The organism is Mesorhizobium sp. M0500 (genome assembly GCF_040321165.1).
Classification (GTDB): Bacteria; Pseudomonadota; Alphaproteobacteria; order Rhizobiales; family Rhizobiaceae; genus Mesorhizobium.
Genome location: NZ_JAMYRB010000036.1, coordinates 15,769 through 41,002, shown reverse-complemented (window position 1 = coordinate 41,002; position 25,234 = coordinate 15,769). Strand labels below are relative to the sequence as shown.

The following is a 25,234-nucleotide window of genomic DNA, read 5'->3' as shown; positions in this document are numbered from 1 at the left end:
CATCACGCGTCCCCAAAACATCGCTTCAGCAGGCCAAAGACCACTGAAAACTCCGGGAAAACAGCCGTTTATGGACGCGCACTAGCTAGGCGCGTGTCACGTTTTGTATAAGGCACAATAGCAGTGAGAAATGGAGATTGATGCCTGCGCGTTTTCGAATAAGACAATCACTAAGCTGTCACCCGAATTACATCAGGAATTGTCTATAGCCGCCGCCCATCAGGTAGCGGCCACGTTGGATGGCGCGACGCACCTGATCGCGAAGATGGCTACCTGGATGAGACCAATCTTCTTCGACACGGCGTCTCCCGAACAGGGCAATGGCGATCTCCTGATGAGATGCTCCCGCAAGCGAGCCATCCAAAGCCTGGAGCACGAGACGCAGACGCGCTCCGCGGGGCTCCGGCGGAAAGCAAGCAGCTGCCAGGCGGCCGCAACCATTGATGTCGTTCAGGAACTGAAGGGCAGCGACATGGAACTTCAGGTGCTGCGGCTGCACGATCGCGTCGACATATAGCCGCAACGGGCGGAGAACGGATGCACCGGAAAGGGCGATCTGCAGACTCCGGCAGTCCTCCCTCAGCAGCACGTGCTGCACGCCGGCAGGTGTCAGCAGGATGTCCTTGCAGCATGAGAGCGAAGAAAGATCAAGCGGTTCAAAATCGTGGTCGAGCCCAACCGGCTCCGCGGCCGCTCGTAGGATACGGGCGCAGTCGCGCGGATCCCAAAAGACCCTTGCCGACGTAGCGTCCGACTGTGGCGCGTCCGCGAAAAAGGAGGCTCCATTGTCTTAGGAAAGATGATCCTGTCGTCAACTCGATTATCTTCATGTCGGCCTGGGCTCCGACAATGCAGGCGGACGGTGCCATTTTGGCGTGGTCGCGCTGGAATTGTGGATTGCGCCGAAGAAACTCCCAGGCCCAGGCAGTGCGCGGCAATCGTCTGGCGTAGTGGTAAGCTTCGTGACGACGCCAGTCCGGCCAGCATTCAAGACCGACCGTCGCTTCCTTGGGCAGACCAGCATCCTTCACGGCTCAGGTGTCCACAATGCCGACGGGCCTAGAACCGGTTGCCACAGTACCGGTCGGCTCAGACGTCCCCTGCTGCGGATGCGCAAAAGGCTCGCGCGGGAAATCTCGAGAAACCCGGCCACCGCCTCCGTTTTGCCGACGGACTTGGGTTGTCCGATGCGCGACAATGGCCACGTCGCGAGGCGAAGGATCCGTTCCATGCGCGTATCCGTCACCGTTACTATCCGGGTCAGATCCTTGGCCAAGCCGAACTCGATCATGCCCGCGAAGAGCTCGTAGGTTGCCTGGGCCAGCCCGCCCGCTGCCTTGGGCGCCGACGGAGGGAGATCGAGCGCGAAACGACTGCTCTCCCATATGTCGGCAGTCGAGGGCATGACGTCAGCACCCAGCAGCACCGGGAACGTGTCGCGCAACATTGTGGGTCCGGTGCTGGGCAAAAGACGCACGCAACCGCGAATTCGCCAGTCGGATCCCTTGAGGAGCAGATAGACAGGCTTCAGACCATCAAACGGGTCTGTTTCCATCTGGTCTTCGGTATCAACTTCCCAATCGAGCCTTTCCTTGAACACCCGAAACCTGAGCCCGTGCATCTCTTTGAGCTCGCTTGCGAACTCGTTGTAAAGGTCTGGTGTTATCAGCTGCATCATGGTCGCCTCCGTGCGGGATGTGTTCCCGCCATCGAAGGGCAAAGCTGGCAACGATGCAGCCTGTAGAGGTTTACAGCTATCGTGGCAGAAGAATCAGGATCTCGCCTGGCCTGAGGCAACCAGTCGTGCAACGGCCTGGTTGATCGTTCGAACGCCAAGCTTTGCCTTGGCGTTTTCCAGATGAAAGGTCACGGTGCGCTTTGAGACGCCGAGAAGCTGGCTGATAACCCAAGCCGACTTGCCGCGCGCCGCCCATTTCAGGCACTCGAACTCCCGCGGGGTGAGCGTTACACCGTCCACCACGCGATCGTCGGCGAGCCTGCGCCGGACATGGCTATGAAAGTTGATGGCCACCAGCTGCAATGCTTTTTCGTAACGTGTCAGTGACCGCAACAGAGGCGGGCGGGACTCGTCGGAAGCAAAGGTCAGGGCAGCAAACCGGCCGCGATGATCATGCATGGATATCGTCAGGCCGCCGCGGATGCCAAACTCAGCCGCACTCTCCAGAATTTGTTGCTGCGAATTCGGCAGACAGTGCCGAGCGCGATCCACACCCCAATCGAAGGTATCCCAGCCTTGCAGCCCGCGCAGGATGACCGGATCAAGACTGTGGTACCGCTGTTGCAGATAACGTGATGTCCAGGATGAAGGATAGTTTGAGATCAATTGCGGGGCGTCGCCGGGGGCCGACGGGTAAGTGAAGTAGGCGAATAGCGGAAAATCGAAGCCGGCTGCAGCGAATGCCATTGCCTCACGGAGATCGGCAGCATCAACACTCGCAGACAGTTGCTCGACGAAGTTCTCAAACACGCGATGCATTTGCGCTTTGCGTAACCTCCGTGATCGCTCGATGCCAGGCAGAGACCTTGTTTTAAACGATCCCCGGACGGATACAGCGCGTGCCGAGAACCCCGTTAATCTGGTGAAACCCGTGATATTCTGACGTTGTCTATGAGCCGTGTGCCGCCGAGCCAGGCCGCGACAAGCAAGCGTGCCGGTCGGTCAAGGCTTGTCATCGGTCGCAGATCTGCCTCGTCGCGAAGTTCCAGGTATTCGACCTCGCGATAGCCCGCAGCCAGAATTGCTGCGCGCGCATCGGCAAGCGTTGGCAGGACGGGCGAGCCGCGGGCAAGCCGCTCAGCCGTCTGGAGCAATACCGATGGGAGCTTGGGGGCAACAGCACGCTCTGCTGGCGAGAGCCGGACATTGCGCGATGATAGTGCAAGACCGTCGGCTTCGCGGACTGTCGGACAAGGAACAATGGTGATTGGAATATCCAGGTCCCGGGCCATACGCCTGACTAGGTGAATTTGCTGAAAGTCCTTTTCGCCAAAGAAGCCGAAGTCAGCGCTGGTCTGCAGGAAGAGCTTGGCGACGACGGTCGCCACGCCATCGAAATGTCCCGGCCGGAAGGCACCGCACAGGCCCTCGCTGACACCGGACACCGAAACGGTCGTGGCGAAGGCCGCCGGATACATCTCCTCTGCATCCGGCGCATAAAGCAGGTGCGCGCCAAGCGGTGCCAGTTTGGCGGCATCCTCGTCCTCGGTGCTCGGATACGCGGCGAGATCGGCCTGGCTGTTGAATTGCTTCGGGTTGACGAAGAGCGTCACGATCACACGGTCTGCCTTCTCGAGTGCCGCGCGCACCAGGCTGAGATGGCCCTCATGCAGGACACCCATCGTTGGCACGACGGCAATCCTCACGCCCTCGCGGCGCCATGCGGCGACAATTTCGCGAAGCTGGTCAGCGCTCCTGACGATCGGCACGCTCACGCTGCTTCTCCGCTCTTGGTGGCGTCCGCGTCGGCGGGCTTGGGCGCATCGGCAAACACGTGCTCGGCGGCCGGAAACTGGCGCTCCTTCACTTCCCGCGCATAGGCCGCGATCGCAGCCGCAGCGGCCTCCCCCAGTTCAGCGTAGCGCTTGACGAATTTGGGCCGGAAGTCGCCGAAGAGGCCCAGCATGTCGTCGACGACGAGAATCTGGCCGTCACAGGCTGCCGAGGCACCGATGCCAATGGTCGGGGTCGCCACCTCCCCGGTAATCCGGCGGGCGAGCGCCTCGGGAACCTTCTCCAGCACGACCGCAAAGGCGCCCGCTTCGCTCACCGCAAGCGCGTCGCGCCTGATGCGCTCGGCATCCCCGCCTCTGCCCTGCACGCGGTAGCCACCGATGGTGTTGATCGACTGCGGCGTCAAGCCGACATGGGCCATGACCGGCACGCCGCGCGCGGCGAGGAAGCCGATCGTCTCTGCCATCGTTTCGCCGCCTTCGAGCTTGACGGCCGTGCAGCCGGTCTCCGACATGACGCGCGCAGCATTTCGGAAAGCCTGCTCTGGGCTTTCTTCGAAGGAACCGAACGGCAGGTCGACGACCATCAGCGCCTGCTTGATGCCACGGCGAACCGCCTGGCCATGCGTGATCATCATCTCCAGCGTGACACCGAGCGTCGAGGGCAGACCGTGGAGAACCATGCCGACGCTGTCGCCGACGAGCACCACATCACAATGGGGATCGACAAGCCGCGCGACTGGGGTGGTATAGGCGGTAAGGCAGACGAGCGGCGTCCCACCTTTGCGCGAACGAATATCCGGCGGTGTGATCGCCTTGGTGTCACCAAACGCACTCAATGGACCCTCCTTCCCCAACGTTACCAACCGCCGGTGTCGCGTTTGCCACATTTTTGTGCAAGTGCGAAGAGCTAAAAATGGCCGTGCAGCTGTGCGGTGTTGACGTGCGGACAGGCGCGCTTACACTTAAATCGATTCAGGCGCCCCGAGCTGGCCAACCACTTTCGCGAACATGGACGATCAGGCAATAGGACCCAGGAAAGACAGAGCCGCCGTCAAGGCCGACGAAGTCAAAGTGGACCTGATCGCCTTTGTCGTCGCCGTAAACGACAGTGAACCCTGTGTCCTCACCATCGGCCAGGCGGACACCCTGCCCTCCGGACCATTTGCGCTTGAGCACCGATCGCTGCAATCCGGTTTGAGGGGGTGGGTCGAGCAGCAGACCGGCCATCCGCTGGGGTATATTGAGCAACTCTACACCTTCGCGGATCGAGATCGCATCGGCGCCGAGCGCCAGCAGCGCGTCATCTCCATCAGCTATCTCGCATTGACCCGCAAGGAACAGGCAGCTGGCTCGCCCAAGTGCGGCTGGCAGAGTTGGTATGAATATTTTCCATGGGAGGACCACCGCTCGGGCACGCCTCCGGTCGTGCTGGACGTTCTGCGACCGCGCCTGATTGAATGGGCAGACGGCGTCAGCGACGCGGCCGCGCGACGTGAACGCTGGCAGCGGGCGACGATAGCCTTCGGCTTCGACGACCGCCTTTGGAACGAGGAACTCACGCTTCAACGCTATGAGTTGGTCTACGAAGCAGGCCTGGTCCAAGAGGCCGGAAGCGGACGGGACGCGACGCTGCCTCCGCTGGTGCCCAGCAAGTCTATGGTCGCCGATCATCGCCGCATCGTGGCGACCGGCATTGCGCGGCTGCGGTCCAAGATCAAATACCGGCCGGTCGTCTTTGAGCTGATGCCGCCGGTCTTCACGCTTTTGCAGCTGCAGCGAACCGTGGAGGCGCTCGCCGGCAGGCTCATCCACAAGCCGAACTTTCGCCGCCTGATCGAGCAGCAGGAGCTGGTCGAAGAGACCGGAGAGGCCACCACGGAGACCGGCGGCCGGCCAGCGAAGCTTTACCGGTTCCGCCACGCCGCTCTCGACGAGAGGGTCATCGCCGGGACAAAATTGCCGCTGGCGCGGGGTTGACATCCCTTATACTCACAGCAAGTATATGCTGGTTATTTTCAACTAGAGTATAAGCTGGAGGGGTCGATGAGCGCCATGCTGCCTACGGCCGCGTTTCTCTACGAGCGCGTCCGACGAGTGATCCCGCCGATTGAATGGCCGGCTTTCGTCGAGGATATCGAGGCGATCCTTGCACTGAAGCGCGAGCGCAACGCCATCATCCTGGCGCACAACTATCAGACCCCCGAGATCTTCCATTGCGTGGCCGACATCGTCGGCGACAGCTTGGCACTGGCCCGCACGGCTGCGACGATCGAGGCGCAAGTCATCGTGCTGGCCGGCGTGCATTTCATGGCCGAAACGGCCAAGCTCCTTAATCCGGACAAGACCGTGCTCATTCCGGATCTCAGCGCCGGATGCTCGTTGGCGGAATCGATCACGGCAGAAGACGTGCGCTTGATGCGCCAGCGTTATCCCGGCGTGCCGATCATCACTTATGTCAACACGTCGGCCGAAGTGAAAGCCGAGTCGGATATCTGCTGTACATCCGGCAACGCCAAGGCGGTCGTCCAATCCCTTGGCGTTCCCCAGGTGATCATGTTGCCGGACGAATATCTGGCCCAGAATATCGCCGCCCAGACCGATGTGCAGATCATCGCCTGGAAAGGGCATTGCGAGGTGCATGAGCGCTTTACACCGGCCGACATCCGCGAGTTGCGCGAAAGCCATCCCGGCGTGATCGTGCTCGCGCATCCCGAATGCCCGCCCGACGTCGTGGCTGAAGCAGATTTTTCCGGCTCGACCGCTGCCATGTCCGACTATGTCGAAAGGCAAAGGCCGCCACGTGTCGTGCTGATGACGGAATGCTCGATGAGCGACAACGTCGCGTTAGCGCACCCAGAGGTCGAGTTCATCCGGCCCTGCAATTTGTGCCCGCACATGAAGCGGATCACGCTTGCCAACATCCGCACGGCGCTCGAGCAGAACCACCATGTCGTAACCATCGAACCCGGGATCGCCGGGCGCGCGCGGCTTGCGGTCGAACGGATGCTGGCAATTTGAGCGCCGATATCCGCAGCTTCTTCGGGCGGCCCATCATCATCGGCGGCGGCATCGCCGGACTGATGACGGCGCTTCAACTGGCGCCGGAGCCGGTGCTTCTTCTGTCCAGGACGCTACTGGGAGCTGACAATTCGAGCACCTGGGCACAGGGTGGTCTGGCTGCAAGTTTCGGCGAAGACGACGATCCGGAACTGCACCTGGCCGATACGCTTGCCGCCGGGGATGGTCTCTGCGACACAGACGTGGCGAGCCGCATCCTCCAAGCCGCGCCCAAGGCGATAGAGGGGCTTGCGGGCTTTGGGGTTCCCTTCGACCGTACGTCGAAAGGATCACTGTGCCTCGGATTGGAGGCCGCACACAGCCGACGTCGCATCGTTCATGCGCATGGTGACGGCACCGGGCGTGAAATCATGCGTGCCCTGATCGCGGCTGTGCGTTCCACTCCGTCGATTGTTGTCGTGGAGGGCATGGAAGCGCGCCGGCTGGCGGTGCGAGAGAACGCGATCCGAGGCGTCTGGGCGAGCGGTTCGATAGGACCTGTCTTCTTCGGCTCACGGCGGGTCGTCCTCGCCACCGGTGGGATCGGGGGACTGTTTCTCGACACCACCAATCCTTGGGGCAGTTGCGGACAGGGCCTGGCGCTTGCGGCCCGCGCTGGAGCTGTTCTTGCCGACCTCGAGTTCATCCAGTTCCACCCGACCGCGCTTGACGGCCCGGAACGCCCTATGGTGCTGGTCAGCGAGGCCGTCCGCGGCGAAGGTGCTGCCCTGATCGACGAAACCGGCCAGGCTTTTCTCCAGAGCGTGCCAGGGGCGGAACTTGCGCCTCGTGATGTCTTGGCGCGCGCCGTCTGGAACCATCTTGCCAACGGCCACCGTGTTTTTCTCGACGCGCGGCAACGGCCTGGCCCGGAATTTGCTCGACACTTCCCGACAATCGCATCAGCCTGTCGTGGAGCCGGCATCAATCCCGCGCGCGATCTCATCCCCATTCGTCCGGCCCAACACTACCACATGGGTGGCGTTGCCGTGGACGGCTCCGGTAGGACGTCCGTCAAGGGGCTGTGGGCCTGCGGCGAAGTCGCTTCGACAGGACTGCATGGCGCCAACAGGCTCGCCAGCAATTCCTTGACCGAGGCCGTCGTGTGCGCCCGCTGGGTCGCTGAAAGTGTCGCCGGAACGCCTGCTCGCAGAACAAAGCCTGCGTTTGCGGACGTTTACCCATCGCCCGCTCCGACACCCGTGCGTGTTTTCCTGTCGCGCGCACTCGGCATCGTCCGGGATGGTGAAGGTTTGAAAGCAGCCGCACGTGCCTTATTGCCGCTCGCCGAAAGCAAGGACGCGGCCTCGGATGCGGCGGCTGTCGGGCTAATGATCGCGGTTGCCGCCTTGTTGCGCCAAGAAAGCCGCGGCGCTCATTACCGGACAGATTTTCCTCATCATGCGACTGTCGCCCGACGGTCCGAAATCACCCTCGAAGCCGCCTTGGCCGCTGCGCGGGAACTCGGAAACTCCCCAAGCCTCGAAGGGGCAAAGTGATGACGCTCTCACCGCTTCCCACGGTCATGCTTGAGCCGCTTGTAAGGGCAGCTCTTCTTGAAGACCTTGGCAGAGCCGGCGACTTGACCACGGAGGCCATCGTCCCGAAGGAACACCAAGCGGGAACCGTGTTGGCGGCGCGCCAGTCCGGAGTTGTCGCCGGCCTCGATCTGGCGATGCTCGCTTTCCGCTTGATTGATCCTGATGTCGAAATTTCGGTGGAGCGGGCAGACGGCTGCAATGTCATGGATGGAGAGGTCATTGCATCAGTGGTTGGCCCTGCCCGGGCCATTCTCACAGCCGAACGGACGGCACTCAATTTTTTGTGCCATCTGAGCGGCATCGCTACAGCAACGGCATCGATCGTCGCTGCGGTTCGTGGATATGGCGCGAAGATCGTCTGCACGCGCAAGACGACGCCCGGATTGAGGGCAGTCGAAAAGTATGCGGTGCGCGCAGGTGGCGGATCCAATCACCGCTTCGGCCTCGACGACGCAATTCTGATCAAGGACAACCACATCGCCATCGCAGGCGGCGTTCGCCCGGCGCTCGAGCGAGCACGAAGACGGGCCGGTCATCTCGTCAAGATCGAAGTCGAGGTCGATACGCTGGCCCAGTTGGAGGAGGTACTTGGCTTCGCTCCCGATGCGGTTCTGCTCGACAACATGTGCCTCGCCGATCTTCGCCGCGCCGTCGCAATCGTTGGCGGCCGTGCTATCACCGAGGCTTCTGGCGGGATCGCATCCGATACAGCGCGAGCGATTGCCGCGACCGGCGTTGATCTGATTTCAGTCGGCCGACTGACCCACAGCGCGCCGATCCTGGATATCGGCCTCGACTATTGGGGCTCATGATTGCCTGAGGAACGAACAGGATCGAATCAACTGTCCTTTCCGATCGTCGTCAATCAGACAGCAAAGCAAGGCAGAACCGGAGGAACAGCATGGACATGCAAACAGCCAGTCCAACGCAGACATCGCCACAGGCTCAATCCCCTGACCCTGGAGCGTGGACCCTGGAGAAGGCTCAGGCACTTCACGATGCCCCCTTCAACAATCTCCTCTTCCTCGCGCAAACCGTGCACCGCCAGAATTTCGATCCCAACAAGGTCCAGCTCAGCCGGCTTCTCAGCATCAAGACGGGCGGATGCCCGGAGGATTGCGGCTATTGCAGCCAGTCGGCGCATCACGAGACCGGCCTGAAGGCGTCGAAGCTGATGGAGGTCCGGCGCGTCGTCGCCGAGGCGGAGAAAGCGCGTGACTCCGGCGCAACCCGCTATTGCATGGGCGCGGCCTGGCGAAACCCCAAGGCGCGCGACATGGATGCGGTCGTGGCGATGGTCGAAGGCGTCAAGGCGCTGGGCATGGAAACCTGCATGACGCTCGGCATGCTCGATCTTGAGCAGGCGGCTCGCCTCAAACAGGCTGGCCTCGACTATTACAACCACAACATCGATACGTCGGAACGCTACTACAGCGAGATCATCAGCACGCGGAGCTTTGCCGACCGGCTGGAGACGCTCGAGCACGTTCGCCAATCCGGCATCAAGGTCTGCTGCGGCGGTATTGTCGGCATGGGCGAGGAGCCGGTGGACCGGATCGACATGCTCGTGACGCTGGCCAACCTGCCGGAACATCCGCAAAGCGTTCCGATCAACATGCTGATCCCGATCGCCGGCACCCCGCTTGCCGACGCCAAGCCCATCGAGCCGATCGAATTCGTGCGCGTGATCGCGCTGGCGCGCATCATGATGCCGAAATCGCATATCCGTCTCTCCGCCGGCCGCACGGCCATGACCGACGAGATGCAGGCGCTGTGCTTTTTTGCCGGCGCCAACTCGATCTTCGTCGGCGACACGCTGCTGACGGCGGACAATCCCGGCGAGGACAAGGATACCCTGCTGTTCCGGCGCCTCGGCATCGAGCCGATGGACCTCGAGGCGCAATGAACGGGGCACCGCTTGCCCGCTATGAGGCGACCTTGCAGGGACTGGCGCGCAAGGACCGGCTGCGGACGCTGAAGCCGCGCGCCGGGCTCGACTTCTCGTCGAACGACTATCTCGGGCTTGCCGCCTCCAAAAGACTTGGCGAAGCGGTTGTGGCGGCGATTGCGCGGGGCACGCCGGTTGGCGCCACCGGGTCGCGGCTGTTGCGCGGCAATGCACCGGAACACGAGCAGCTCGAGGCAGACGCGGCAGCATTCTTTGGAGCCGACGGCGCGCTATTCTTCGGCAGCGGCTACATCGCCAACTTCGCTCTGCTGACTGCGCTGCCGCAGAAGGGCGACCTTTTGGTCCTCGATGAGCTCGCCCATGCCAGCATGCATGAGGGTGCGCAGGCCGGGCGCGCCGAGTTCAAGCTGGCCGCGCACAACGACGTCGATGCTGTCGAGGATGCGATCACGTGTTGGCGCGCCGAAGGCGGCATGGGATGCGTCTGGATCGCGGTGGAAAGCCTTTACAGCATGGATGGCGACTGCGCGCCTTTGGAGAGCCTGGTCGCGCTTGCCGATCGGCACGAGGCATTCCTCGTCGTCGACGAGGCGCACGCCACCGGCGTCTGGGGACCGGACGGCCGGGGGCTGGCCGCCGCTTTCGAGGGCCGCGACAACATCGTCGCGCTCCACACCTGCGGCAAGGCGCTCGGCGCATCTGGTGGGCTCGTGACCGGGCCGAGGACACTGTGCCAGTATCTGATCAACCGTTGCCGGCCATTCATTTACGCCACCGCGCCATCGCCGCTGATGGCGGTCGCGGCGCGCGAAGCGCTCGCAATGCTCGCCGACGAGCCTATGCGGCGTGTTCAGCTGCATGAACGCGTTGCCCTCGCAGGCCGCCAATTGGTCGATCGCTGCGGTGTGATGCCAAGTGGCTCTCAGATCCAGCCCTTGGTGATCGGCGATGTCAGGCGCACCATGGCAATGGCGGCGCGCCTGCAGGCCCGCGGCTTCGACATACGCGGCATTCGTCCGCCGACCGTGCCCGAGGGCACGTCGCGGCTGCGCATCTCACTGACGCTCAATATCGGCGAAGCCGACATTTCCGCCATGGTCGAGGCGCTCGTCGAGGTGTTGGCGCAGACATGACCGGAGGCGACATGACCAAGCGCATCGTCATCACCGGAACAGACACCGGAATTGGCAAGACGGTGTTTTCGGCCGGGCTTGCCGGCCTGCTTGACGGCTTCTACTGGAAGCCGGTGCAATCGGGCCTCGACGGCGAGACCGACAGCGAGGCGGTTGCGCGACTTGCCGGGCTGCCGTCGGGGCGCGTGCTGCCGGAAGCCTACCGCTTGAAGAGCCCGCTTTCGCCGCATCGTTCGGCCGAAATCGACGACGTTTCGATCGAGGCTGCCGATCTTTCGTTTCCGGTCCTGCCGACACCGCTCGTCATCGAAGGCGCCGGCGGGCTGATGGTGCCGCTGAACCGCCGGACAAGGTTCATCGACATATTCGAGCAATGGCAGTTGCCGGTCATTCTGTGCGCCCGCACCGCGCTCGGAACAATCAATCACACCCTGCTGTCGATCGAGGCCCTGCGGGCGCGCGCTATCCCGCTGGCTGGCATCGCCTTCATCGGCGATGAGATGACCGATACGCAACGGACGATCGTGGAATTCGGCGACGTGCCGCAACTCGGCAGGCTGCCGCACCTCGATCCGCTAACGGACAAAACGCTGAGACAAGCGATGATTGCCGGCTTCGACCTCGCTTTGATTGCCGGAGGCGAATGATGCCGCATTCCCGTGTGTGGCATCCCTTCACCCAGCACGCGCTCGAGCCGGCAATCCCTGAAATCGTCCTGACTGAAGGCGCCTATCTCCACAAAGCCAATGGCGTGCGCATTCTGGACGCCATTTCCTCCTGGTGGGTCGTCACACATGGCCACCGCCATCCCCGCATTATAAAGGCAATCGAGACGACCGCCTCGAGCCTCGACCAGATCATCTTCGCAGGTTTCACGCACGAGCCTGCCGAATGCTTGGCCAAGGCGCTTGTCGGACTCGCTCCCGCCGGACTCGACTGGGTGTTCTATTCCGACAGCGGCTCGACCAGCGTCGAAGTCGCGCTGAAGATGGCGCTCGGCTATTTCCGCAACATCGGCGCGCCGCGCTCGCGCATCGTCGTCATGGAGCACAGCTATCACGGCGACACGATCGGCACGATGAGCGTCGGTGCCCGTGGCGTGTTCAACGCCGCCTACGAACCCTTGCTGTTCGAGGTCGACACCATTCCCTTCCCGGCCGCCGGCCGCGAGCAGGAAACGCTGGATAGATTCGAGGCCGTCAGCCGCGACCGGCGCGCCGCCGCGCTGATCATCGAACCGCTGGTGCTTGGCGCCGGCGGCATGCGGATGTATCCGGCCTCGGTTCTGACCGGATTGAAGAAGATCGCCGAAGCCTCCGGCACGCTGCTGATCGCCGACGAGGTGATGACCGGCTGGGGCCGCACCGGGAGCATGTTCGCCTGCGAGCAGGCATCGATTTCTCCGGATATCCTGTGCACCTCGAAGGGCCTGACCGGTGGCACCATCCCGCTGGCGGCCACACTCGCCACCGATGCCATCTTCCAGGCTCACTATTCGACGGACAGGAAGAAGACCTTTTTCCACTCGAGTTCCTACACCGCCAATCCGATTGCCTGCGCGGCAGCACTCGCCAATGTCGAGATCTGGCAGGACGAGCCGGTGGCCGAGCGGATCGCGGCCCTGAGCGCGAAGCAGGCCGCCGGGCTTAGACGCTTTCGCGACAATCCCTACTTCACCGACAAGCGGACGACCGGCACGATTGCGGCGCTCGATCTTCGCGCCGGCTCAGCCGGTTATCTGGCCGAAATCGGCCCGAAACTGCGCGCTTTTTTCCTCAAGCGCGGGCTCCTTGTGCGCCCGCTCGGCAATGTCCTCTATCTTCTCCCGCCTTATTGCATCACCGGCGAGGAGCTGGACGGGCTCTATGACGCCATCGAGGAAGCCGGCGAACGCTTCGGTTCGAGGCCATGAGCAGGTCGTCGCGCCTTCTCGGGTTTGGCCATCATGCGCCTGGGCGAAAGGTGGCCAATGCCGAAATCGAGAACAATCTCGGCCTCGAACCGGGCTGGATCGAGCGGCGCACCGGAATTCGTTCGCGCTTCTGGGCAACGGACGAAGACACGCTGTCTGGCTTGGCCACGCAAGCCGGCGACATGGCTTTGGCGAACGCCGGCATTGCGCGCCACGACATCGGTCTGCTGTTACTTGCCACCTCGACGCCCGATCACCTCCTGCCGCCCAGCGCGCCCCTGGTCGCACATCGGTTGGGGCTGGGCCGCGCCGGCGCTGTCGATCTGACCGGCGCCTGCGCCGGCTTCATCTATGCGCTGATGTTCGCGGACGGATTTACCCGCCTGCACGGCAAAGCGAGCCTTGTTATTGCCGCCAACATCCTCAGCCGCCGCATCAATCCCGCTGAGCGCGCCAGCGCCGTGCTGTTTGCCGATGCCGCCGGCGCCGTGGTGATCGGTCTGTGCGAGGATACTGATCGGGGGATCCTCGGTGCCTCGGTGGATTCGGACGGCTCGCGATACGGGCTGATCCAGATTCCCGCAGGAGGAAGCAACAAGCCGTTCCACGGTGACCTCGACCTCGCGCAAACCCGAATGACGATGACCGACGGCCGCGAAGTGTTCGCAAAGGCCGTCGAGATGATGACCGATTGCTCGATAAGCGCGCTAGCCGCTGCCGGAGTGCAACCACAGGATGTCGGCCGGTTCGTGCCGCATCAGGCCAATGCTCGCATTTTCGGCGCGGTCGGAAGAAACCTCGGCATTGCGGACCAAGCAATTGTCAAGACGATTGCCGAATACGGCAACTCTTCGGCCGCGACGGTCCCGCTGTCGCTCTCGCTCGCCAACCAGATGAAGCCATTCCAGCCAGGAGAGAAAATCCTTCTGGCGGCGGCGGGTGCGGGTCTCAGCGGCGGCGCTCTCGTGGTTGGAATCTAGCCGGCCGGCTCACGCGCGCAGGATCGGTCATGAATGGCAATAGGAGCAACAGAACCAATGCCAAAATGGCCTTCTGAAGCTCGACATGACCAAGCTGACGCAGCACGACCCGTGCGAGCCTCTGGATGAGTTCAAATGCAACACCCGTTGCACCAATCGTACCATCTGAATAAAGCTCAATTACAAAGGGTGAGCCGCCCCATATATGTCGGATACCCGACATTGTTCACATAAAAGGCTCGATGCTTACACGCTCTTTGCTGGCTGCTCTTTGCTGTCTTCTCTTTTCTCTTTGCTCTTTGCTCTTCCGTCTTGACTAGCAGGAGCCTGCGGCTTATCTCATTGCCGCGTTAGCACTCGCTTCGGCTGAGTGCTAGGCATGCTCCGGCAACGGAGCACCGTTCAACATCCGCACCAAGGAAATCCAAAAATGGCAAAGTCGAATTTCCGGCCGCTGCATGACCGCGTGGTCGTACGCCGGGTCGAATCCGAATCCAAGACCGCCGGCGGGATCATCATCCCGGATACGGCGAAGGAAAAGCCGCAGGAAGGCGAGATCATCGCCGTCGGCTCCGGCGCTCGCGACGAAGCCGGCAAGCTGGTCCCGCTGGACGTCAAGGCCGGCGACCGCATCCTGTTCGGCAAGTGGTCGGGCACCGAAGTCAAGCTCAATGGCGAAGACCTTCTGATCATGAAGGAATCCGACATTATGGGCATCATCGGCTGATTATCGGCCTCACCGTCAACTGAATTTCGGGCTTGATCGCAAGCCCCTGCCAGGAGCTAAAAAATGGCTGCCAAAGACGTAAAATTCTCCCGCGACGCCCGCGAGCGCATGCTTCACGGCGTCAACATCCTCGCCGACGCGGTGAAGGTGACCCTCGGTCCCAAGGGCCGCAACGTCGTCATCGACAAGTCGTTCGGCGCACCGCGCATCACCAAGGACGGCGTCACCGTCGCCAAGGAAATCGAACTTTCCGACAAGTTCGAAAACATGGGCGCGCAGATGATCCGCGAAGTTGCTTCGAAGACCAACGACATCGCCGGTGATGGCACCACGACCGCGACCGTTCTGGCGCAGTCGATCGTCCAGGAAGGTAACAAGGCGGTTGCCGCCGGCATGAACCCGATGGACCTGAAGCGCGGCATCGACCTGGCCGTGACCGAAGTCGTCGCGGCTCTCGGCAACGCTGCCAAGAAGATCAAGACCTCCGAGGAAGTTGCCCAGGTCGGCACGATCGCCGGCAATGGCGACGAGTCGGTCGGCAAGATGATCGCCGAAGCGATGCAGAAGGTCGGCAATGAAGGCGTCATCACGGTTGAGGAAGCCAAGACCGCCGAGACCGAGCTTGAAGTCGTTGAAGGCATGCAGTTCGACCGCGGCTATCTCTCGCCCTACTTCGTCACCAACGCCGAGAAGATGGTTGCGGATCTGGAAGACGCCTACATTCTTCTCCACGAGAAGAAGCTCTCCAACCTGCAGGCCATGCTGCCGATCCTCGAGGCCGTCGTGCAGACCTCGAAGCCGCTGGTCATCATCTCGGAAGATGTCGAAGGCGAGGCCCTGGCCACGCTGGTCGTCAACAAGCTGCGTGGCGGCCTGAAGATCGCTGCCGTCAAGGCGCCGGGCTTCGGTGATCGCCGAAAGGCCATGCTGGAGGACATCGCCATCCTCACCGGTGGCCAGGTCATTTCGGAAGACCTCGGCATCAAGCTCGAGAATGTCGGCCTCAACATGCTCGGCCGCGCCAAGAAGGTGTCGATCTCCAAGGAGAACACCACCATTGTCGACGGCGCCGGCAAGAAGGAAGAGATCCAGGGCCGCGTCGCCCAGATCAAGCAGCAGATCGAGGAGACCACCTCGGACTACGACAAGGAGAAGCTGCAGGAACGTCTCGCCAAGCTGGCGGGCGGCGTTGCCGTCATCCGCGTCGGCGGTGCGACCGAGATCGAAGTCAAGGAAAAGAAGGACCGCGTCGACGACGCCCTCAACGCGACCCGTGCGGCCGTCGAAGAAGGCATCGTGCCCGGCGGCGGCGTCGCCCTGCTGCGCGCTTCGCTGGCCATCACCGTCACCGGCGCCAACTCCGACCAGACCGCCGGCATCGCCATCGTGCGTCGCGCGCTGCAGGCTCCGGCTCGCCAGATCGCCGCCAACGCCGGTGCGGAAGCATCGATCGTTGCCGGCAAGATCCTTGAGAACAAGGGCGCGACCTTCGGTTACAACGCCCAGACCGGCGAATATGGCGACATGATCGCCATGGGTATCGTCGATCCGGTCAAGGTTGTGCGCACAGCCCTGCAGGACGCGGCCTCGGTCGCCGGCCTGCTGGTCACCACCGAAGCGATGATCGCGGAGGCTCCGAAGAAGGAGTCGGCTGGCGGCGGCATGCCGGCTGGTATGCCCGGCGGTGGCATGGGCGGCATGGGCGGTATGGATTTCTAATCCAGCTATCAACCTACAGATACGGAAAAGGGTGGCAGCAATGCCGCCCTTTTTTGTGTGCCGAGAATGATCGACAGCTTTAGACGTGCAAGTCCTCTTACCCAGCCTGATGGCGGCGAAGGGTTAGCGAAGCGCAACGCGTCGTCGTAAGGGGGGTCTGGCCGTGTCCTTTCGTTCAGCCGCTGGTCGAAACTCACGATGATCGTGCTGCCTTCCGCCGTACCGTCGATCTTTACAGGGCTGCGAGAAGGCCTTCAACGGCTGGCAGACCCTGGTTGCGGTAGAACTCATCGCATCGTTCGAAGGGCTCCGATACCTGATGGCCTATGGTCGTCAGCTCTTTCAATTGGAACCTCGTTCTTTCGGCCATGATCGTGGTCGGCCTGACCGGATTGGTGATCCACGGCCTGCTCACGCTTGCCTGAAACCATCTGCAACGCTGGCGTCCGGAGACCCACGATGAGCCTGATCACGATTGCAGGTCGGGATAGGCTGTCGCACGGCGCTTCCATCGCACCGCCGCCCTTCCGCTCCATCGGCCGACATCTGCGGCCGCTTGCGGTGCCGATGGCGATGCTCGCGATTTGGGAGTTGCTCGCCCATGCCGGCGCTGCTGACCCACGTTTTCTACCGCGGCTGGGAGAGGTGGCGGCCCGCGGCATGGCAGAGTTCAGCCGAGGTGGCCTCGGCTCCAATCTTCTGGCGAGCCTGGAACGTGACCTGATCGGTTTCGTGTGTGGCAGTGTGGCGGAATCGCGCTTGGTCTGGTGATCGGATTTTCCCGCCTCATCGAACGCCTGAGAGGCTCATGGTCGCGGTTGTATTACCGCTATTACGTGACCTGATCACGTTGACGATGCCAGCACCTTCATTGGCCACTTTCTGGACCATGTACGTCACATCAGGCTCCTCCGCCCGATCGACACGAGCCGGCTCTGTAACCAAGCCGCCGTCATATGGCGGTTCCACGACGGCACTGGCGGCAGTCGTCTTCTCAGCGGCTACAGGTGGACGTTTCAGCATGACGCAAACGAATCCGATGGTGGCAAGGACAGGCAGACCAAGCACCGCGTAGAAGCCGTACTCCGCTGGAGTGCGCCTCGGAAGTGGAGCGACAACGGCCTGATTTGTCTTGCCGTGCCGACATTGTCAGCACGCTTTTCGAAGCCTCTGAATTTCTTAGTGTCCATCCCAGCTCGACTTCCGACCATCCCCATTTCCGGCTGCCCGCGGCACGGCAGCCCTTGGCCTCTAGCTGCGCTCGAGCGGATCAGCGTGCCGTCCGCCTCCTCTGGCTGATCAAAATGTCTGCACCCATTTGGCAATGGCCGCTTCGCGCAAAAGTTTTCCCCCGTGAGCCGACTTTCCGAATTGGCTTAACTTCCAAATCTGTGGCTTTGCCTGCATTGCGGAGCGCGGAGTTCCGACCACTCGCCCAAGGGTATGCCATGGCGTTTCGTCTCTTTGTTCCGATCCTTGCCGGTGCAACCCTGCGCGAGCGGCTGCTCGCCTGTATGGGGGCCATGATCGGCATCGCATTGACTGGCGTGATCAGTGCGCTGGCGAACGGGTCTGGCCCACATGTCGCACTGCTGGTTGCTCCAATGGGAGCATCGGCCGTGCTGCTCTTTGCCGTACCTTCAAGCCCGCTGGCGCAACCTTGGTCGATTATCGGTGGCAATACGATTTCGGCGCTGGTCGGGGTGATCGTGGCGCATTTCGTGCATGAACCCGTCCTTGCTACCGGCATTGCGGTGGCGCTGGCCATCGCCGCCATGTCGTTCACGCGCTGCCTGCATCCGCCGGGTGGCGCCGCCGCCTTAACCGCGGTGTTCGGCGGACCGGCCGTCTTCAGCTCGGGCTTGCTGTTTCCCTTCGTTCCGGTAGCGCTGAACTCGATCGTGCTGGTCGCACTCGGCTACGGCATCCATAAACTGTCGCGGCGCAACTATCCGCATGTGGCGCCCCCCGCCCTTAAAAGCGCGCATGGAACCATCGATCCGCCGGCGCGGGAGCGGGTCGGCTTCCAGCCCGAGGATATCGATGCCGCGCTCGGCGCGCTGGAGGAAACCTTCGATATCGACCGCAACGATCTTGAGCGGCTGCTACGGCAGGTCGAGTTGCAGGCGATGGTGCGCTCCCACCGGACCCTGCTGTGCGAGGACATCATGTCGCGCGATGTGATTTCGGTCGATGAACATGCGCCTGCCGACCAGGCGCGTCATTTGCTGCTCGATCACAACATCCGGACGCTGCCGGTGACCGACGCCGGGGGCGGGCTGGTCGGTGTAGTTGGCCTGCGCGAGCTGACGAAGGCGACCGACACGGTGAGGGCTGTGATGTCGAAGGCTGGCACCGCCTCTCCCGATACGCCGGCGATGAGCCTGCTGCCGGTGCTCACCGACGGCCGCAGCCATGCCGTGGTCATCGTCGATGCCGAGCGACGCATTATTGGGCTGATCACCCAGACCGACCTGCTGGCGGCGGCAGCGCGCGTGCACATGGCCGACACAACGCTGGCAGCGGCACAAAATAGTTCCGCTGCTCAATCCGGGAACCCGATGGGGCGCCGGGATAGCGGTATTAAGTGCGGCCTTCCGCCTAAGACAATTCCTTTTTACGAGTAGATCAACCCTGAAACGCGACCGCGTGCTCAGGCATCTGGTTCACGTAGGCCAAGTACGACTGCAACAACGGAACACTCTTCAACCTTGCCGGTGGCCAGAGCCAGTCCGCTATGTCGACCAAAGGCGCGGACTACAAGTGGGTCAAGTGTCCTTTCCGATCGTCATCACAGCAAACACCCTTACGGCAGAACCGGAGGAACAGCATGGACATGCAAACAGCCAGTTCAATGCAGACATCGCCACAGCCTCAATCCCCTGACCCTGGAGCGTGGACCCTGGAGCGTGGACCCTGGAGAAGGCTCAGGCCCTTCACGATGCCCCTTCAAAATCTCCTCTTCCTTGCGCAAACCGTGCACCGCCAGAATTTCGATCCCAACAAGGTCCAGCTCAGCCGGCTTCTCAGCATCAAGACAGGCGGCTGCCCGGAGGATTGCGGCTATTGCAGCCAGCGTATCAGAGGGCATCGCGATAAAAGTACGCCAAACAACGCTAAGGGAGAACAAACGGTGATCTGATTTCGTTCGACGCTCGTTTTCGAGAGCCGCTCTGGGTCGTTCGCAATCAACTGTGTAGGCCAGCGGAGCGAGCAAGGAGCGCCAGATCTGGACAGGGCTGAGTGGGGTGTTTTTCCCGAAAGGTGGGGGCCATGCCCTAAGGGACACGAGATGTAGTGGACTCGTCGATCCGCGCGGTTTCGATTCGCGCACCCGGGCACAACGCTTGGATAAGTCCCATCAGACGCTCTCCGGTGGCCGTCATCTGTTTAGCTGACATTGGGCCGAGGGCTTCCAGCACGAGCCACATGGCGCGGGTATTGACCGTGACCATGGTGCGCCGCCCCTGCCGCCAGTTCCAGCGGCGGCACGTGACACCGCCATCATCGCACCAGATGACTTCGCCCGGTTCGGGATGCTCGGTTACCATTTCACCTTGCTGGATCGTGTCGAATGGCTCCGCTCCCTTCGCAATTAAAAGTCTCGGGACCCCCTGGTAAAGATCGAGATCCTCCCCGCCAACCGGAACGCCATACAACACGCTGACGGCATTGTAGGCATCAACCAGTGGGGATATCCGCGGGAGAGAGCCATCTTTCCGCACACGCTTGAGAAGCGCGGCGGCCGAGCACGGCGATCGATTGGCTTTTGTGCCGAAAGCCGCGTAGGCAACGGCCCACGCCGCAAGATGCGCGTCCCTTTGGGCGTCATCGCGAAGCGCGGCCTGTTCCGCCGCCGCAATCGTGTCGTTCAACGCCTGTGCATCCGGCACGTCGATTTCAGCGTTCCGTACCACAATGCTGATCAGATGAAAATCCGGGTAGCGGGCCTTGATCTCGGGGGCAATCAATGGGCGGGAAAGACATGGGATGCTCTTTTCTCATGGGGAGGCTTTGCGCTGGCGGTCGTTCGGGAGATGTATGAAGAAGGGTGCTTGTCGAGCGTCCAGATCTTCTGGCATCGGCGTGGTGCATGCCGCACCATGCGCTGGATAATTCCATCATTCGGCCGTGGACAAGGCCTGGTAGAGATCGACGATTATGTCTTGCGGGTGCTCGAGCCCGACCGAGATGCGCAGCAACCCCGCCGGAGCAATCGACTTTGGTCCTTCTACAGAGGCCCGATGCTCCATCAGCGAATGCGTGCCTCCAAGGCTCGTGGCCCGCACCACAAGATTGAGCCGCCCAGCGACCGTCATGGCTGCCTCGGCGCCGCCTCGAACGATGAAGGAAAGCATGGCACCGTAGCCAGACATCTGCCGCCCGGCCAACTCATGGCCCGGGTCATCGGGCAGGTCCGGAAAGAGAACACTTTCGACTGCCGGATGTTTGCCCAGCGTTTCGGCGACTTTCTGGGCGCCGTCACAGTGGGCTCGCATGCGAACCGGCAAAGACTGCAGCCCACGAAGTGCCAGCCAGCAGTCGAAGGGAGCCGCGACGCTTCCCTTGTGCCGCTGGATCATGCGCAGGGGGCGTTCCAGAGACGCGGCGTCCGGCAAGACGACGACCCCAGCCATCATATCGGAATGGCCACCTATGTATTTCGTTGCCGAATGCATCACGGCATCGGCCTCCAATTCGAACGGGCGCTGGAGGACGGGCGTCGCCCAGGTGTTGTCAACCACCGCAATCGCACCGGCCTCGTGCGCTTTGTCGCAAGCCGCCCGGATATCCACGACACGGATGAGCGGGTTCGAGGGGGTCTCGATCCACACGAGGCCCGTGGGGGCGGCACCCACGGCCGTGCGCAGCGCGTCCAGGTCGCGCATGTCGACGGCGACGAAGTCGAACCGGCTTCCGATATCGGTTTCGTCAATCAGCGATCGGATGCCGAAATACATGTCGTCCGGCACGACAATACGATTGCCCTTGCGGGGGTGCGCCTCGAACACCGCCGTAATGGCGGCCATGCCAGACTAGAAGGCGACAGCGGCGTGACCTCCTTCAAGCGCGGCCATCGCCGTTTCGAACGCGTTCCGCGTCGGGTTGGCATCCCTGATATATTCATAGCTCGACGGGTAGCCACCGTCCGCACTCCGTTCGAAGGTCGTACTGGGATGGAAGGGGATCGTGACGGCGCCGGTGAAAGGATCGACACCCCGACCCGCATCGCTTTGGTTTCCAGTTGCATGGAGCACCTCCTTAGGTGGATCTGAGAAGGAAGACGGCAGGAATGGCCAAAAGCAGACCGATTCCCTGTGTCATTGAAGGCCGCTCGCGCAGGACCTTAATGGCCAGCACGATCATCGCGACCGGATAGCGAGGCGACGGCCGCGGTTTCGGCCAATCCTCGGTGGCGAAAGCCACCATCAGCAACAGGTTTGCAATTCCATCGAGAAGGCTGGCCACGGCGGCAATGCTGAGGCCGCGCGGGCAAGACGCGTGGCTTCGGCACCCCGGGCGGCGACACCGCCAAGAAAGTCGCCCGCACCGAATGCGACGGCAGCGAGACCTGCAGCCATCACTCTCATGCGTGGAACACCGCAGGATGCGTGGGGCAAATCGCGGATGCGTGTCCACCCGCCCCATTGCGGGCCGTGGTTCCTGCTGAACGGCAATTGCTCCACAGACGATGAGCCGGCGCATCTTCATCGATCCCTGGGTTTGATGACGCGGTTGAAGGGTCCGCCCCGGTCGACGCCGCGCGGAACTCCGGTTGCTCGTGCGCGATGCCGTCGATCCGGCTGATCAGCCCGTGAATGTCGCCCAGCACCCAGAGGTCTCTCACCTTGCCGTCCTCGAATGTGAAGATCGGCATGCCGTACCACCACACGTGCCGACCGGTGGGCGCGCGACCGAACAGCGGACGGCGATGGATTCCGTGGAAGCGGAGCTTCGCCGAGACCCGATTTCCTTCCTCGATCATTTCCAGGATGTCGGATGTGTAGTGATCGAGAGAGCTTGTCACCCATCTGACATAGTCAGCGAACCCACTGTGCCCCACGAGAACCGGGCCGAGCGACCCGCGGAAAGTGAACCCCTCATGAAAGATTGCCGGGATCAAGTCGACGGCCGCGTGATCCCAATGTCCTTGTAGAACACCCGGACGATCTCCTTCTGCGGGCTGAGCTCGATGTCATCGAACGTCATCACCTTCTCGTGCTCATCGGGCGCGATACTCATGAATGCCTCCTTTTGCCGCTGGATATCGAGCGTTCGAACCGGAACGCCTGTGGAACCAGCCGATCCGCTACCGGCCACGGACCATCCGGTAGCTCATGGTCAGGGCAGCGCCTTCCGGTAGCGAATAGCCGGTCCCGCACTGACCGCCTGTGCCGCATGTACGATGGCGTTGGTGTCTAGGCCGTGGTGACGGTAGAGGTCCGCAATCGTGCCGGTCTGACCAAAGTGCTCGACCCCAAGCGCCTTGACGCGATGCCCGTTCACGCCGCCGATCCACGCAAGCGTCGCCGGGTGACCATCAATTGCGGTAACGATCCCGCAATCTCGCGACAGCGGCGCCAGCATCCGCTCGACGTGGCTAAGGGCGCCGGTCATTCCGCGCTGGCGGGCACGCTCCGCTGCCTGCCAGCCCGCGTTCAGCCGGTCGGCTGACGTGATTGCCATCAGCCCGACGTCGCGCCGGTCCTCTGCCAGAAGCCCCGTCGCTGCAATCGCCTCCGGCGCGACAACGCCTTGATAAGCGATCACCACGCTGGCGTTCGGCCCAGGCGGTCGCAGCCAATAGGCGCCATTGACGATATCCCGTGCCAGGTCCGGCCTCATGTCGCGGAGCGGCTGCTCGAGCGGCCGGGTGGACAAGCGCAGATAGACCGACCCTCCGGTCTGATCACGCAGCCATGTCGTCTCGTCCGGATCTCCTTCGCCGTTGCGCTGCATGTAATCGAACGCGAAGCGCATGATCACGGACAGCTCGTCGACGAAGGCCGGTTCGAAGGCGCAAAGCCCATCCTGCGCCATGCCGATCAGCGGGGTGCCGATCGATTGGTGCGCCCCGCCCTCCGGCGCCAGCGTCACGCCGGAGGGCGTGGCGACCAGCATGAAACGCGCGTCCTGGTAGCAGGCATAATTCAGTTGATCGGCGGAACGATAGATGAACGGGTCGTAGACCGTCCCGATCGGCAGCAGACGGACGCCGTTGATCGAATGCGATAGTCCGAGCGCCCCGAGCATGATCATCAGGTTTGACTCTGCGATCCCGAGTTCCAGGTGCTGCCCCTTCGGTCCGAACTCCCAACTGTAGGTGGAGGGGATGCGTTCGGCCTTGAAGGTGTCGGCCATGGTCTCGCGGGCAAAAAGGCCGCGCCGGTTGACCCAGCCCCCGAGATTGGTCGAGACCGTCACATCGGGCGAGGTGGTGACAATGCGTTCGGCAAGTGGACTCTGCTCGCGAGCGATGTCGGTCAGAATCTGACCGAAGCCCATCTGGGTCGACAGCGGCTTGCCGGGCTGTCCCGGCAACGGAAGGGTTGCGGGCACCGGCACTGACGGCGCTGACAACCGCCGACGCCCCTCACCGAAGAACGGCACCTTGGCGAGGAAGGCGTCAAGCTCCGCTTCCGGCAGGGTGGCGGCGGCCCATTTGTCCCACTCCTCACCCGGCTTGACGGCCATTTGCCGGCGGAAACCTTCCATGTGCGCAGGCGTCATCTGTCCCGCATGGTTGTCCTTGTGTCCGGCAAGCGGCAGACCGTAGCCCTTGATGGTGTAGCAGATGAAGCAGACGGGCCGGTCATGGCTGGAAGCCGCTTCGAAGGCTTCGAGGAGGCTCGGCATGTCATGCCCGCCAAGGTTCGTCATGAGTGCCTGCAACGCGTCGTCGGAGCGGCGTTCAATCAGGGCGGCGACCGGCCCCTGATCTCCGATCTCGTCGAGGAGCCGCTTGCGCCAGGCAGCACCCCCTTGGAAGGTCAGCACCGCATAGAGCTGGTTGGGACACCGCTCGATCCACTCACGCAGCTTCTCGCCCCCCGGCTCAGTGAAGGCTGCCTCTTGCTGCGCACCATGGCGCAGGATCATCACATCCCAGCCGAAATTGCGGAAAATCTGCTCGAACCGCTGCCAGAGGCCCTCCCGGATCACGGCGTCGAGCGACTGGCGGTTGTAGTCCACGATCCACCAGCAGTTCCGTAGCCCGTGCTTCCAGCCCTCGATCAGGGCTTCGTAGATGTTGCCCTCGTCCATTTCGGCATCGCCGATCAGGCTGATCATCCGACCCTCGGGGCGGCCCTTCATCCAGCCATGGGCCGAGACGTAGTCCTGCACCAGCGAGGAAAACAGCGTCTGCGCGACGCCGAGACCCACCGACCCGGTCGAGAAATCGACATCGTCGATGTCTTTGGTCCGCGAAGGGTAGCTTTGGGCGCCCTTGTAGCCGCGAAAGTTCATGAGCTTTTCACGGGTCTGGTTGCCGGCGAGATACTGGAGTGCGTGGAAGATCGGCGCCGCGTGAGGTTTGACCGCCACCCGGTCCTGCGGGCGCAGCACCGATCCGTAGAGTGCAGTCATGATCGTGCTCAGGGAGGCTGAAGAAGCCTGATGGCCGCCGACCTTGATCTCATCTCCCTCGCGGACGTGGTTGGCGTGGTGGATAGTCCAGGCTGCGAGCCAGGAAGCGCAGCGCTCGATCTCGTTCAAATATGCAAGTTTCGTCATTATTCACTTCCCCGAAAATCAGCGGTCGGACCGATGCCTCCCAGAG

Annotated in this window: 24 protein-coding genes and 2 pseudogenes; 14 read left to right on the top strand and 12 right to left on the bottom strand. The window is 62.4% G+C overall.

Annotated features, from left to right (window positions below; genetic code table 11):
- Positions 1 to 187: 187 nt before the first annotated feature.
- The 6 genes from NKI70_RS31010 to panB all read right to left on the bottom strand — a co-directional run bounded on the left by NKI70_RS31010 (position 188) and on the right by panB (position 4,310).
- Complete coding sequence (locus NKI70_RS31010) at positions 188 to 499, bottom strand: DUF2285 domain-containing protein (protein WP_245274808.1); 312 nt, start codon at positions 497 to 499, stop codon at positions 188 to 190.
- 157 nt (positions 500 to 656) lie between these two features.
- Positions 657 to 1,031, bottom strand: a complete 375-nt coding sequence (locus NKI70_RS31005) for a transcriptional regulator domain-containing protein (RefSeq protein WP_352572089.1) — start codon at positions 1,029 to 1,031, stop codon at positions 657 to 659.
- A complete protein-coding gene (locus NKI70_RS31000) occupies positions 1,028 to 1,678 on the bottom strand; it encodes an acyl-homoserine-lactone synthase (protein WP_023679608.1) in 651 nt (216 codons plus the stop codon). Before NKI70_RS31000 ends, NKI70_RS31005 begins: the two co-directional genes overlap by 4 nt.
- Positions 1,679 to 1,771: 93 nt before the next feature.
- Positions 1,772 to 2,497, bottom strand: a complete 726-nt coding sequence (locus tag NKI70_RS30995; RefSeq protein ID WP_352722238.1) for a LuxR family transcriptional regulator — start codon at positions 2,495 to 2,497, stop codon at positions 1,772 to 1,774.
- Positions 2,498 to 2,592: 95 nt separating this feature from the next.
- The gene (gene panC, locus NKI70_RS30990) at positions 2,593 to 3,453 is read right to left on the bottom strand and encodes a pantoate--beta-alanine ligase (RefSeq protein WP_352726006.1); all 861 of its coding nucleotides are present in this window, start codon (positions 3,451 to 3,453) and stop codon (positions 2,593 to 2,595) included.
- Positions 3,450 to 4,310 (bottom strand): 3-methyl-2-oxobutanoate hydroxymethyltransferase, encoded by an 861-nt coding sequence (gene panB / locus NKI70_RS30985; RefSeq protein WP_023679606.1) that lies wholly within the window; start codon positions 4,308 to 4,310, stop codon positions 3,450 to 3,452. Before panB ends, panC begins: the two co-directional genes overlap by 4 nt.
- Positions 4,311 to 4,482: 172 nt before the next feature.
- Here panB and NKI70_RS30980 point away from each other — a divergent pair, with 172 nt between their 5' ends.
- From NKI70_RS30980 to NKI70_RS30915, 14 genes and pseudogenes are all read left to right on the top strand, one after another.
- The gene (locus tag NKI70_RS30980) at positions 4,483 to 5,451 is read left to right on the top strand and encodes an NUDIX hydrolase (protein ID WP_023679605.1); all 969 of its coding nucleotides are present in this window, start codon (positions 4,483 to 4,485) and stop codon (positions 5,449 to 5,451) included.
- 66 nt (positions 5,452 to 5,517) lie between these two features.
- Positions 5,518 to 6,492, top strand: coding sequence for a quinolinate synthase NadA (gene nadA / locus NKI70_RS30975; RefSeq protein WP_352625280.1), 975 nt, complete (start codon positions 5,518 to 5,520; stop codon positions 6,490 to 6,492).
- A complete protein-coding gene (locus NKI70_RS30970) occupies positions 6,489 to 8,030 on the top strand; it encodes an L-aspartate oxidase (protein ID WP_352642186.1) in 1,542 nt (513 codons plus the stop codon). Before nadA ends, NKI70_RS30970 begins: the two co-directional genes overlap by 4 nt.
- Positions 8,030 to 8,884: a carboxylating nicotinate-nucleotide diphosphorylase gene (gene nadC / locus NKI70_RS30965; protein ID WP_023679602.1), complete on the top strand. Its 855-nt coding sequence runs from the start codon at positions 8,030 to 8,032 to the stop codon at positions 8,882 to 8,884. Before NKI70_RS30970 ends, nadC begins: the two co-directional genes overlap by 1 nt.
- Positions 8,885 to 8,979: 95 nt before the next feature.
- Complete coding sequence (bioB, locus tag NKI70_RS30960) at positions 8,980 to 9,978, top strand: biotin synthase BioB (protein ID WP_023679601.1); 999 nt, start codon at positions 8,980 to 8,982, stop codon at positions 9,976 to 9,978.
- A complete protein-coding gene (locus NKI70_RS30955) occupies positions 9,975 to 11,114 on the top strand; it encodes an 8-amino-7-oxononanoate synthase (RefSeq protein WP_023679600.1) in 1,140 nt (379 codons plus the stop codon). Before bioB ends, NKI70_RS30955 begins: the two co-directional genes overlap by 4 nt.
- Positions 11,115 to 11,125: 11 nt before the next feature.
- Positions 11,126 to 11,761 carry a dethiobiotin synthase gene (gene bioD / locus NKI70_RS30950; RefSeq protein WP_023679599.1) on the top strand — a complete coding sequence of 212 codons (636 nt, stop codon included), beginning with the start codon at positions 11,126 to 11,128 and terminating at the stop codon, positions 11,759 to 11,761.
- Positions 11,761 to 13,026 (top strand): adenosylmethionine--8-amino-7-oxononanoate transaminase, encoded by a 1,266-nt coding sequence (locus NKI70_RS30945; protein WP_023679598.1) that lies wholly within the window; start codon positions 11,761 to 11,763, stop codon positions 13,024 to 13,026. Before bioD ends, NKI70_RS30945 begins: the two co-directional genes overlap by 1 nt.
- Positions 13,023 to 14,006 carry a 3-oxopimeloyl-[acyl-carrier-protein] synthase BioZ gene (gene bioZ, locus NKI70_RS30940; protein WP_023679597.1) on the top strand — a complete coding sequence of 328 codons (984 nt, stop codon included), beginning with the start codon at positions 13,023 to 13,025 and terminating at the stop codon, positions 14,004 to 14,006. Before NKI70_RS30945 ends, bioZ begins: the two co-directional genes overlap by 4 nt.
- A gap of 430 nt (positions 14,007 to 14,436) precedes the next feature.
- Positions 14,437 to 14,733 (top strand): co-chaperone GroES, encoded by a 297-nt coding sequence (gene groES, locus NKI70_RS30935; RefSeq protein WP_019863563.1) that lies wholly within the window; start codon positions 14,437 to 14,439, stop codon positions 14,731 to 14,733.
- Positions 14,734 to 14,796: 63 nt separating this feature from the next.
- Positions 14,797 to 16,452, top strand: a complete 1,656-nt coding sequence (gene groL, locus NKI70_RS30930) for a chaperonin GroEL (protein ID WP_352726003.1) — start codon at positions 14,797 to 14,799, stop codon at positions 16,450 to 16,452.
- A 459-nt stretch (positions 16,453 to 16,911) separates the two neighbouring features.
- Entirely contained in the window at positions 16,912 to 17,223 is a 312-nt protein-coding gene (locus NKI70_RS30925; protein WP_352642819.1) for an ABC transporter permease family protein, read from the top strand.
- Positions 17,224 to 17,900: 677 nt separating this feature from the next.
- Complete coding sequence (locus NKI70_RS30920; RefSeq protein ID WP_352726001.1) at positions 17,901 to 19,079, top strand: HPP family protein; 1,179 nt, start codon at positions 17,901 to 17,903, stop codon at positions 19,077 to 19,079.
- Between the two features lie 314 nt (positions 19,080 to 19,393).
- Positions 19,394 to 19,528: pseudogene (locus tag NKI70_RS30915) on the top strand (biotin synthase BioB); the annotation flags it as partial.
- A 202-nt stretch (positions 19,529 to 19,730) separates the two neighbouring features.
- Here the strand turns inward: NKI70_RS30915 and NKI70_RS30910 are convergent.
- The 6 genes and pseudogenes from NKI70_RS30910 to NKI70_RS30885 form a co-directional block, all read right to left on the bottom strand.
- The gene (locus NKI70_RS30910; RefSeq protein ID WP_352694549.1) at positions 19,731 to 20,423 is read right to left on the bottom strand and encodes a B3/B4 domain-containing protein; all 693 of its coding nucleotides are present in this window, start codon (positions 20,421 to 20,423) and stop codon (positions 19,731 to 19,733) included.
- Between the two features lie 150 nt (positions 20,424 to 20,573).
- Positions 20,574 to 21,710: pseudogene (locus tag NKI70_RS30905) on the bottom strand (trans-sulfuration enzyme family protein).
- Between the two features lie 4 nt (positions 21,711 to 21,714).
- A complete protein-coding gene (locus tag NKI70_RS30900; protein WP_352579569.1) occupies positions 21,715 to 21,921 on the bottom strand; it encodes a hypothetical protein in 207 nt (68 codons plus the stop codon).
- 118 nt (positions 21,922 to 22,039) lie between these two features.
- Entirely contained in the window at positions 22,040 to 22,576 is a 537-nt protein-coding gene (locus NKI70_RS30895) for an ester cyclase (protein ID WP_352579568.1), read from the bottom strand.
- Entirely contained in the window at positions 22,573 to 22,695 is a 123-nt protein-coding gene (locus NKI70_RS30890; RefSeq protein ID WP_352579567.1) for a hypothetical protein, read from the bottom strand. Before NKI70_RS30890 ends, NKI70_RS30895 begins: the two co-directional genes overlap by 4 nt.
- Before the next feature lie 99 nt (positions 22,696 to 22,794).
- Positions 22,795 to 25,188, bottom strand: coding sequence for a thiamine pyrophosphate-binding protein (locus NKI70_RS30885; protein ID WP_352579566.1), 2,394 nt, complete (start codon positions 25,186 to 25,188; stop codon positions 22,795 to 22,797).
- Positions 25,189 to 25,234 lie beyond the last annotated feature (46 nt).

Bases quoted from the DNA above. Each gene is read 5' to 3' on its own strand.
- NKI70_RS31000 (WP_023679608.1), bottom strand. From the start codon at position 1,678: ATGATGCAGCTGATAACACCAGACCTTTACAACGAGTTCGCAAGCGAG.
- NKI70_RS30995 (WP_352722238.1), bottom strand. From the start codon at position 2,497: ATGCATCGCGTGTTTGAGAACTTCGTCGAGCAACTGTCTGCGAGTGTT.
- NKI70_RS30980 (WP_023679605.1), top strand. From the start codon at position 4,483: ATGGACGATCAGGCAATAGGACCCAGGAAAGACAGAGCCGCCGTCAAG.
- nadA (WP_352625280.1), top strand. From the start codon at position 5,518: ATGAGCGCCATGCTGCCTACGGCCGCGTTTCTCTACGAGCGCGTCCGA.
- nadC (WP_023679602.1), top strand. From the start codon at position 8,030: ATGACGCTCTCACCGCTTCCCACGGTCATGCTTGAGCCGCTTGTAAGG.
- bioB (WP_023679601.1), top strand. From the start codon at position 8,980: ATGCAAACAGCCAGTCCAACGCAGACATCGCCACAGGCTCAATCCCCT.
- NKI70_RS30955 (WP_023679600.1), top strand. From the start codon at position 9,975: ATGAACGGGGCACCGCTTGCCCGCTATGAGGCGACCTTGCAGGGACTG.
- bioD (WP_023679599.1), top strand. From the start codon at position 11,126: ATGACCAAGCGCATCGTCATCACCGGAACAGACACCGGAATTGGCAAG.
- NKI70_RS30945 (WP_023679598.1), top strand. From the start codon at position 11,761: ATGCCGCATTCCCGTGTGTGGCATCCCTTCACCCAGCACGCGCTCGAG.
- bioZ (WP_023679597.1), top strand. From the start codon at position 13,023: ATGAGCAGGTCGTCGCGCCTTCTCGGGTTTGGCCATCATGCGCCTGGG.
- groES (WP_019863563.1), top strand. From the start codon at position 14,437: ATGGCAAAGTCGAATTTCCGGCCGCTGCATGACCGCGTGGTCGTACGC.
- groL (WP_352726003.1), top strand. From the start codon at position 14,797: ATGGCTGCCAAAGACGTAAAATTCTCCCGCGACGCCCGCGAGCGCATG.
- NKI70_RS30925 (WP_352642819.1), top strand. From the start codon at position 16,912: ATGAGCCTGATCACGATTGCAGGTCGGGATAGGCTGTCGCACGGCGCT.
- NKI70_RS30920 (WP_352726001.1), top strand. From the start codon at position 17,901: ATGGCGTTTCGTCTCTTTGTTCCGATCCTTGCCGGTGCAACCCTGCGC.
- NKI70_RS30890 (WP_352579567.1), bottom strand. From the start codon at position 22,695: ATGAGTATCGCGCCCGATGAGCACGAGAAGGTGATGACGTTCGATGAC.
- NKI70_RS30885 (WP_352579566.1), bottom strand. From the start codon at position 25,188: ATGACGAAACTTGCATATTTGAACGAGATCGAGCGCTGCGCTTCCTGG.